The organism is Dactylosporangium sp. NPDC000244, from assembly GCF_040300725.1.
Lineage (GTDB): Bacteria > Actinomycetota > Actinomycetes > Mycobacteriales > Micromonosporaceae > Dactylosporangium.
Genome location: NZ_JBEPEH010000059.1, coordinates 43,833 through 50,913 on the forward strand (window position 1 = coordinate 43,833; position 7,081 = coordinate 50,913).

Here is a 7,081-nt window from a genome sequence, read left to right on the forward strand (position 1 = left end):
CGTGGGCGCGTGCACAAACACGGACGATCGGGGAAGACCATCGTCGTCGACGGTGCGCAGTACCACGTGGCTGTGCGCAGCAACCCGCAGACGATCGTGCTCACCGCGTACCCGCTTGGCGACAAGCGGTCACTGTTCCGCATGAGCCTGCCATGGCGCGGGACCGGCTTCGAGGTCATCTCGAACATCTACCGACCGGCACTGGCCGAGCGGCTGATCCGGCGGGCCCGGGAGCTGGGCTGGACCACGCGGCTGGAGATCGCGGACGGGCGCCGGTTCATCGACGAGGTGCTCGCCGCCGACCCGCTCCCCGCTCTCCCGCCGGCACCGCCTTCACAGGACGAGGACGCCCGGATGTCATAGGACGAAGCCGCAACCTGCGTCGCGGCGGGACTACGGCTACCGCCCGCGCTGGCGCGACAGGACCACGCCCACTGCCCACTCTCCCGCCCTCACAGTCACCGCAGAACTACGCGCCGCTACCGCTCTCCCGCCCACGCTGCCGCCGCAGGACCACGGCCGCGATCCCGCCGATCGGAATCAGCGCCCAGCAGGACAGCACCCGGTACACGAGCACGGCCGCGGCGGCACCGACACCGGTCGCGCCCGCGGCGGTCAGGCCGGCGATCAGGGCGGTCTCGACAACGCCGACGCCGCCCGGGGTCAGCGGGACCTGGCGGACGATCTGCACGGTCAGGTACACGGTCGCCATCGTGGCCACGCCCACCGGCAGATGCAGCGACTCGGCCACGGCGACGAGACAGAGCAGGTCGGCGAGCCACTTCACGGTCGCGTACACCAGGGCGAACACCCAGTCCAACGCCCGCAACCCCGCCCCGGCCCGCCACGCGTCGCCACCCGCGCGCAGCAGGCCCTGCAGTGCCCGGGTGACCCGATTGCCGGCCGCGGGCCGCGCGTCCGGCGCCGGGGCGGGACGGCGCGCGAACCGGCGCCCGGCCAGGACCAGCGCGGTGGTGAGCGCGGCCATCACGACGACGACCACGAGCGGACGCCAGGTGAGCAGGCCGTCGGGGTTGCGGGCGATCAGGGCCAGGCCGCCACCGGCGTAGAGCAGCGCGAGCCCTCCGATGGAGGCCAGCCCGGAGACGATCGCGGACGCCGCGGAGGCCTCGCGGGTCGCGCCGCCGCGCTGGTACTCCCGGATCGTGAACGCCGTCGACACGGCCGGCCCGGCGGGCATGGAAATCGACAACGCCGTGCCCGCGAGCGTGATCGCCATCACGTGCCCGCGGGTCAGATGCGCGCCGAGGCTGTTGAGCAACCGGCGCTGCTGCAGCGCGAACGACTCGATGGAGGCCACCTGGAGCAGGGCGGCAAGAGCAATCCAGCTGTACTTCGCGCCGCCCAACGCCGCCAAAATGTCCTGCGGCGACGGCAGCCGCCCGTGCAGTCCGATCGTGGCGAGGACGACTGCGATGACCCCGATGACCGCGAGCCGCACCCAACGCCGACGGCGCCGCCGCGGCGGGGCCGGGGGCGCGAGCTCGGGCGTAGTGGGCGCGGACACCGTCTGATTATCCCCAACGGGATTTCACCCCTCTCGCCCCCGGCACCGTGGCCAGCGTCTCAACCGTCATTCCGGCGACGGCCAACGTCCAGATCCCCGGCACGCGCGAGCTCCCATCCGCACCCACAAGGCACACGACGCCCACCGCAATCGAGCGGCAAGCGGCCAACGCCGCAAACGCCGATCCGGCCGCTGTCAGCGCACCGCATACAAGCTCGCAAGGGCCCGCCTTCTCGACAGCCCGCGCTGTCGGCAGGTCCTCGAGCTAGCGGCGGATTACCGAATTATCGAATTACCGGTAATCGCAATGCCGGTAATTCGGTGTCGATCACACAGCGTGATCGGAGGCGGTTCAACGGATCGTGAAGGATACGGCGACCGGCTCGGCCGCGGCGTACGTGGCGTTGCCCGGCTGGCCGGCAGTGATCGTACAGGTGCCGAGCGTCAGCAGCGTGACCGTCACATCGGAGACGGCGCACACGGGCCGGGTCTGGCTCGTGTACGTCAACGGCAGCCCGGACGACGCGGAGCCGGTCAGCCGCACCGCCGTGGTCGACAGAGTCGCGTCGGCGAGCGGGCCGAATGTGATCGCCTGCGGGGCCAGCGTCGTGGTCACCGTCAGCGTCGGGGCGAGGGCGCCGCACTGGTCGCCGCACGTGCTTCTGATGTCGGTGACCCTCGCCGGCACACCGGCCACCTCACTGAGAGCGACGTCCGCGGCGGTGTAGGTGCCGATCTGGTCGGCGATCACCGGCAGGATGACGCCGCAACCGCCCGGCATGGGCTCGACACGGCCCCAGGTGGTGACCTTTGTCCCGTCTTGCGTTGTGGTGACCGGGCCGCCGCAGGTGTTCTGCGGCGGGGCGCCGATCGCGGTGATCTTCAGATGCGGCGGGAGGGTGGCGGTGAACGTGAATGGAACCGCCGCCCGGGACGGGTTGAATACGGCGATGCCGAGCGCGGTGGGTTCCCCGATCGGGACGGTGGCCGGGACGGCGAAGAATGCCGCCACGTACGGCTGTCCGGTGATGGGCGGCGCGGCCGGGGCAGTCGGGCCGCCGGACGCGATGGGGCCTGCAGACACACCAGCACTCGCAGACACACCAGGACTCGCAGGCACAGCAGGACTCGCAGGCACAGCGGGGCCTGCAGGCACAGCGGGGCTCGCGGAAAGGCTCGGACCCGCAGAAGCATCGGGACTCGCAGGCACAGCGGGGCTCGCAGACCCACCCGGGCTCGCGGAAAGGCTCGGACCCGCAGAAGCATCGGGACTCGCGAAAGCGCTCGACGGGACAGCAACACCAGCGCCCGCGGAAGCCAAGGAAATGCGAGACCCCAAAGTGCCACTAGGACCCGAGAAAGCGCCGGGACCCGAGGAAGCGCCGCGAGCCGCGGAAACGCTAGGACCCGAGGAAGCCTTGGGACGGAAAGTAGAGGCTGCGTATACACGGAAGGGAGCAGCGAGGCCTGCGGGAGCCGGGGCGAGAGAGGGACTGACGGTGACGACGCGGTCGCTCGATGCTCGCGCCGGCGCTGCGGCCGGCGACAGGCCGGTCAGCACGGCGACAGCTAGCGCCACCGGCTGCCACGACAATCTTGTTGCGCTTCCGCGTCCGCGTGCGATTACCCTCCGTGGCTCCACGATCGCAATATAGGCACAATCCCGCACGAACCGGGCCGGATCACGGAGATCAGCAATCGATGTGTACCGTGCTCCCGATGAGCGGGAGCGGTGCCGGTGACGAGCCCCGGGTGCTCGGCGGGCGGTACCGGCTGGACGACATCCTCGGCGTCGGGGGAATGTCGGTGGTCTGGCTCGCCCACGACTCGGTGCTGGGGCGCTCCGTCGCGGTGAAGGTGCTGTCGGGACGGTACGCGGCCGACGAGCGCTCGCGGCGCCGAATCCGTGACGAGGCTCGCGCCGCGGCCGTGCTGTCGCATCCGAACATCGCGCAGGTGTACGACTACGGCGAAGCCTTCCCCGGCGACGACAAGGCGCCGGCGACCGGCGAGACACCGCACGCAGGAAGACCATCCGGAAACGAGACACCGCAAGCAGGAAGACCATCCGGAAACGAGACGCCACAAGCCGGAAGGGCAGCCGGAAACGAGGCACGCCAAGCCGCCGGAGGGCCAACCGGAAGCGAGACGCCATCAGGCGGCGCGACGACGGGCGACGGGCCGATGCCGTACGTCGTCATGGAGCTCGTCCCCGGCCAGACCCTCGCCCAGCGCCTCGCCGAGGGACCCCTCCCGCCCGCCGAGTCCCTACGCATCTGCGCCGAGGCCGCGGCCGGCCTGGCCGCCGCCCACGCCGAGGGCCTCGTGCACCGCGACGTGAAGCCGGCGAACGTGATCCTGTCCCCGGCCGGCGCCAAGCTCGTCGACTTCGGCATCGCCACGCTCGTCGGGCCGGAGGCGCTCACGGACACGGACGCGAGCGGGCGGCCGGTGTTCGGCACCCCGCAGTACCTGGCGCCGGAGCGCCTCGGCTCCGACCCGGTCACCGCGGCGTCCGACGTGTACTCGCTGGGCGTGGTGCTGTACAAACTCCTCGCCGGCACTTTGCCCTGGCCGGTCGCCGACGGGCCGGACGTGCTCGACGCGCACCAGCACCGGGTCCCGGCACCGCTCCCCCGGCTGCCCGGCGTGCCGCCCGCCGTCGCCGACCTGTGCCGCCGCTGCCTCGCCAAGCATCCGCGGTCGCGGCCGAGCGCCGCGGAGGTCGCCGCGGTCCTGCGCGCCACGGCGGAGCCGCGCCCGTCGCGGATTCGGGACACGGCGTGGCCGGCGGTGGCGGCGGCCGGGGGCGCGACGGCGGCTGTCGTCCTCGCCTGGGTGCTCGTGTCGGCGCCGGACCACGCGGTGCCGGCGGACGTCCAGCCCTGGCTTGCGGACCCGACCGTCTCCCCGGTGGTTGCGAGCCGGTCCGACAATTCGTCCGGCGCCGCCGCGAACCCGGGCACCGCGGCCACCGAAAAGGGGCCGGGCGTCGCGGGCAACGGCGGCGGCACCGCGGTGGCGACCAGCGGCGCGGCCCCCGGCCCGACCGGCGGTGCGACCGGCGGGGTGACGACCACGGACCCGGCCACGCCGCCACCGACCGAGCGGCCGCCGGCTTCGCGGACGTTCACCTCGGAGGGCGGCGCGGTCACGGCCGAGTGCGCCGACGGGCTGGCGCGGATCACCGATCGGACGCCGGCGAAGTCGTGGAAGGTCGACGACGAGCAGACCGGGCCGGCCGCCGCCGCGAGCGTGACGTTCCGGCACGGCAACACCCGCGTCACCATGACCGTCACGTGCCCCGGCGGGACGCCGTCGCTCAGCACCGACACGGCGTGACCAAGGCGCTTCAGACCGGGTACTCGACCCCCGGCGTCGACGCGATCAGCACCTGGGCGGCCTCGCGCCACCCGAGCGTGCGGTAGAGCAGCCGGCCCTCCTCGCTCGCGACGAGGATGCCCTCCTCGGCGCCCCGCTCGGCGGCGGCGGACGCGAGGGCGCCCATGACGGCGGCGGCCAGGCCGCGGCGCCGATGGTCGGGGCCGGTCAGAATCCGGTCGGGCACGGCCGTGCGGGCACTGAGGCCGGCGAAGCCGCGCGCCGCCCACGCGTCGCCGGGCGCGGAGACGGACACGCGGATGCAGGACTCATCAGCCTGGATTTCCATCTGGTACGGCTCTCGCACCGCAACCCGCGGATGCGTCCCCAGGTCGGTGGCCATCAGCCGCTCCGAGGACCGCAGCAGCACCAGCCCGGCCCCCTCGATCGCCGCGGCCGAGCGGGCGGGGTCGGTCGTCGGGACGGTCAGCCACGTGATCGCGTCCTCGGCCGCGACGAGACCGGCCAGGCGGGTCAGCGCGCCGGGGTCGTCGTCGAGCGCGAAGTACTCGATCTCGCGCCCCATCTGCCGGCAGTGCACCCGCAGCCCGTCGCCGAGGTCGTCGGCCGCGGGCAGTTCCCGCGCGGCGGTCCAGCCTTGTGCCCAGCGCGCGAACAGCCCACGCAGCTCACTCATGCCGCCAAGTAGATCAAACCTCGTCAGACCGACAGCAGCCGATCAAGCAGGTGATGGTACTGCAACACAGCGTCACGCATACCCTCCGTACTGTCCGACGAACGCGCGCCGGCCCGCTCAAGCTGCTCCTCCCGCCCGCGGACGCTGGCCGTGAGACCCTCGACCGCCTCGTCCACGAGCTGCCGGGCCTCGCCGACACTGCGGGCGGGGTTCTCGACGAAACTGGTCTGCAGGTCGTGCCAGCGCCGGCGGATCTCCTCGGCCCGCGCGCTGTCCCAGATCGGCGTCTCCCGCGTCCCGGCACCCGGCGCGGCCTCGGCCGCCGTCTGAGCGCCCGTCGGGGAGGGCGTCTGAGCAGGCGTGGTGGCGGGCGAATCGCCGGTCGGCCGCGAAACGGTCTCACCCGGCACAGGCGCCCCCGCAGCAGGCGACTCGGGCGAAAACGCACCGGGTGAAGGCGCGCTGGGCGGAGGCGCACCAGGCGGAGGCGCCGCAGGTGAAGGCGAACCAGGCGGAGGTGCGGCAGGTGAAGGCGAACCAGGCGGAGGCGCACCACGGGAAGGCGCACCGGGTGAAGGTGCGGTAGGCGGCGGCGCAGCCGGTGGCTCCGAGGTCGGGTAGGTCGGCTGCTCGGGATCCATTGACGGGTCACGCATGGCGATCATGCCTTTCCGGTAGCCGGGCGGTCGCCGAGCAGATCGGCGAAGAGGGCTCGGTAGTGCATCAGGGCCTGGCGCAGCTGCTCGGTCGAAGCCTGGCCGCGCTCGTTGACCTTGTTGATCTCGTGCGCCTCGCGGTAGTGACCCAGGGTCTCGGCGTGCTCGACGCTGAGCTCCTGGGCCCGCGTGTCGAAGTCGTCCACCGGGTAGCCACGCTCGGCCATGACCTGCGTGACGAGCTGGTCGGCCTCCCGCGTCGCCGCCTCGGGCTCCTCGACGAAGTGGGCCTGGGTCCGCTGCCACCGGTCCGCGTACACGCGGCGCTGGTTCGGGTCCAGGTCCCGCAGCGCAAGGCTGTCGTGGTGCTGCTCGCGCTGGCGCAGGTCGCGTTCGGCCGCACGCCGGGAGGGTTGTTCCGCGACCGCGCGGTCGTACTCGGGGCCGAACCGCCGGCGCAGATCCTTGGAGCGGCGACGCTGGCCGATGCCCGTCGCGACCGCGGCGATGACGATCAGCACGATCACGATGACGGCGAGGGCGGTGGCGGTCGTTGACATAGGGTCGACCCTAATTCGGCCGGGTGGGACCCGGCCTCACCCACGGTGATGGAGCGGCCAACGGCCGGTCGTGCCTGCCCAGACTCGCGCGAAGCGCGGCGGCGGGCCGGCGACCAGCACCAGCCCGGCCAAGCCGCTGTCGCGCGAATGGAGCGGCCAACGGCCGGTCGTGCCTGCCCAGACTCGCGCGAAGCGCGGCAGCAGGCCGGCGGCGACCGGCACTAGCCCGGCCAAGCCGCTGTCGCGCGAATGGAGCGGCCAACGGCCGGTCGTGCCTGCCCAGACTCGCGCGAAGCGCGGCAGCAGGCCGGCGGCGACC

The 7,081-nt window shown here is 72.9% G+C and carries 9 protein-coding genes; 3 read left to right on the forward strand and 6 right to left on the reverse strand.

Annotated features, from left to right (window positions below):
• Positions 1-9 precede the first annotated feature (9 nt).
• Positions 10-363, forward strand: a complete 354-nt coding sequence (locus ABT369_RS52095) for a hypothetical protein (protein ID WP_350625120.1) — start codon at positions 10-12, stop codon at positions 361-363.
• Positions 364-469: 106 nt separating this feature from the next.
• On the opposite strand, the gene ABT369_RS52100 is transcribed toward ABT369_RS52095, so the two are convergent.
• Positions 470-1,528 (reverse strand): lysylphosphatidylglycerol synthase transmembrane domain-containing protein, encoded by a 1,059-nt coding sequence (locus ABT369_RS52100; protein ID WP_350625122.1) that lies wholly within the window; start codon positions 1,526-1,528, stop codon positions 470-472.
• Positions 1,529-1,880: 352 nt separating this feature from the next.
• Positions 1,881-2,612, reverse strand: a complete 732-nt coding sequence (locus ABT369_RS52105; RefSeq protein ID WP_350625124.1) for a DUF7933 domain-containing protein — start codon at positions 2,610-2,612, stop codon at positions 1,881-1,883.
• Between the two features lie 635 nt (positions 2,613-3,247).
• Here ABT369_RS52105 and ABT369_RS52110 point away from each other — a divergent pair.
• Positions 3,248-4,870, forward strand: a complete 1,623-nt coding sequence (locus tag ABT369_RS52110) for a serine/threonine-protein kinase (RefSeq protein WP_350625126.1) — start codon at positions 3,248-3,250, stop codon at positions 4,868-4,870.
• Positions 4,871-4,880: 10 nt separating this feature from the next.
• Here ABT369_RS52110 and ABT369_RS52115 read toward each other — a convergent pair whose 3' ends face one another.
• Both ABT369_RS52115 and ABT369_RS52120 read right to left on the reverse strand, forming a co-directional pair.
• Positions 4,881-5,546, reverse strand: a complete 666-nt coding sequence (locus ABT369_RS52115; protein WP_350625128.1) for a GNAT family N-acetyltransferase — start codon at positions 5,544-5,546, stop codon at positions 4,881-4,883.
• 23 nt (positions 5,547-5,569) lie between these two features.
• The gene (locus tag ABT369_RS52120) at positions 5,570-5,956 is read right to left on the reverse strand and encodes a hypothetical protein (protein ID WP_350625130.1); all 387 of its coding nucleotides are present in this window, start codon (positions 5,954-5,956) and stop codon (positions 5,570-5,572) included.
• Between the two features lie 41 nt (positions 5,957-5,997).
• On the opposite strand from ABT369_RS52120, the gene ABT369_RS52125 reads away from it, so the two are divergent.
• Positions 5,998-6,132 (forward strand): hypothetical protein, encoded by a 135-nt coding sequence (locus ABT369_RS52125; RefSeq protein ID WP_350625132.1) that lies wholly within the window; start codon positions 5,998-6,000, stop codon positions 6,130-6,132.
• A gap of 75 nt (positions 6,133-6,207) precedes the next feature.
• On the opposite strand, the gene ABT369_RS52130 is transcribed toward ABT369_RS52125, so the two are convergent.
• Positions 6,208-6,762: a hypothetical protein gene (locus ABT369_RS52130; protein WP_350625134.1), complete on the reverse strand. Its 555-nt coding sequence runs from the start codon at positions 6,760-6,762 to the stop codon at positions 6,208-6,210.
• A gap of 36 nt (positions 6,763-6,798) precedes the next feature.
• Positions 6,799-7,081: hypothetical protein (locus tag ABT369_RS52135; RefSeq protein WP_350625136.1), on the reverse strand; the 283-nt coding region annotated here is incomplete at its 5' end.

Bases quoted from the DNA above. Each gene is read 5' to 3' on its own strand.
- ABT369_RS52110 (WP_350625126.1), top strand. From the start codon at position 3,248: ATGAGCGGGAGCGGTGCCGGTGACGAGCCCCGGGTGCTCGGCGGGCGG.
- ABT369_RS52115 (WP_350625128.1), bottom strand. From the start codon at position 5,546: ATGAGTGAGCTGCGTGGGCTGTTCGCGCGCTGGGCACAAGGCTGGACC.
- ABT369_RS52130 (WP_350625134.1), bottom strand. From the start codon at position 6,762: ATGTCAACGACCGCCACCGCCCTCGCCGTCATCGTGATCGTGCTGATC.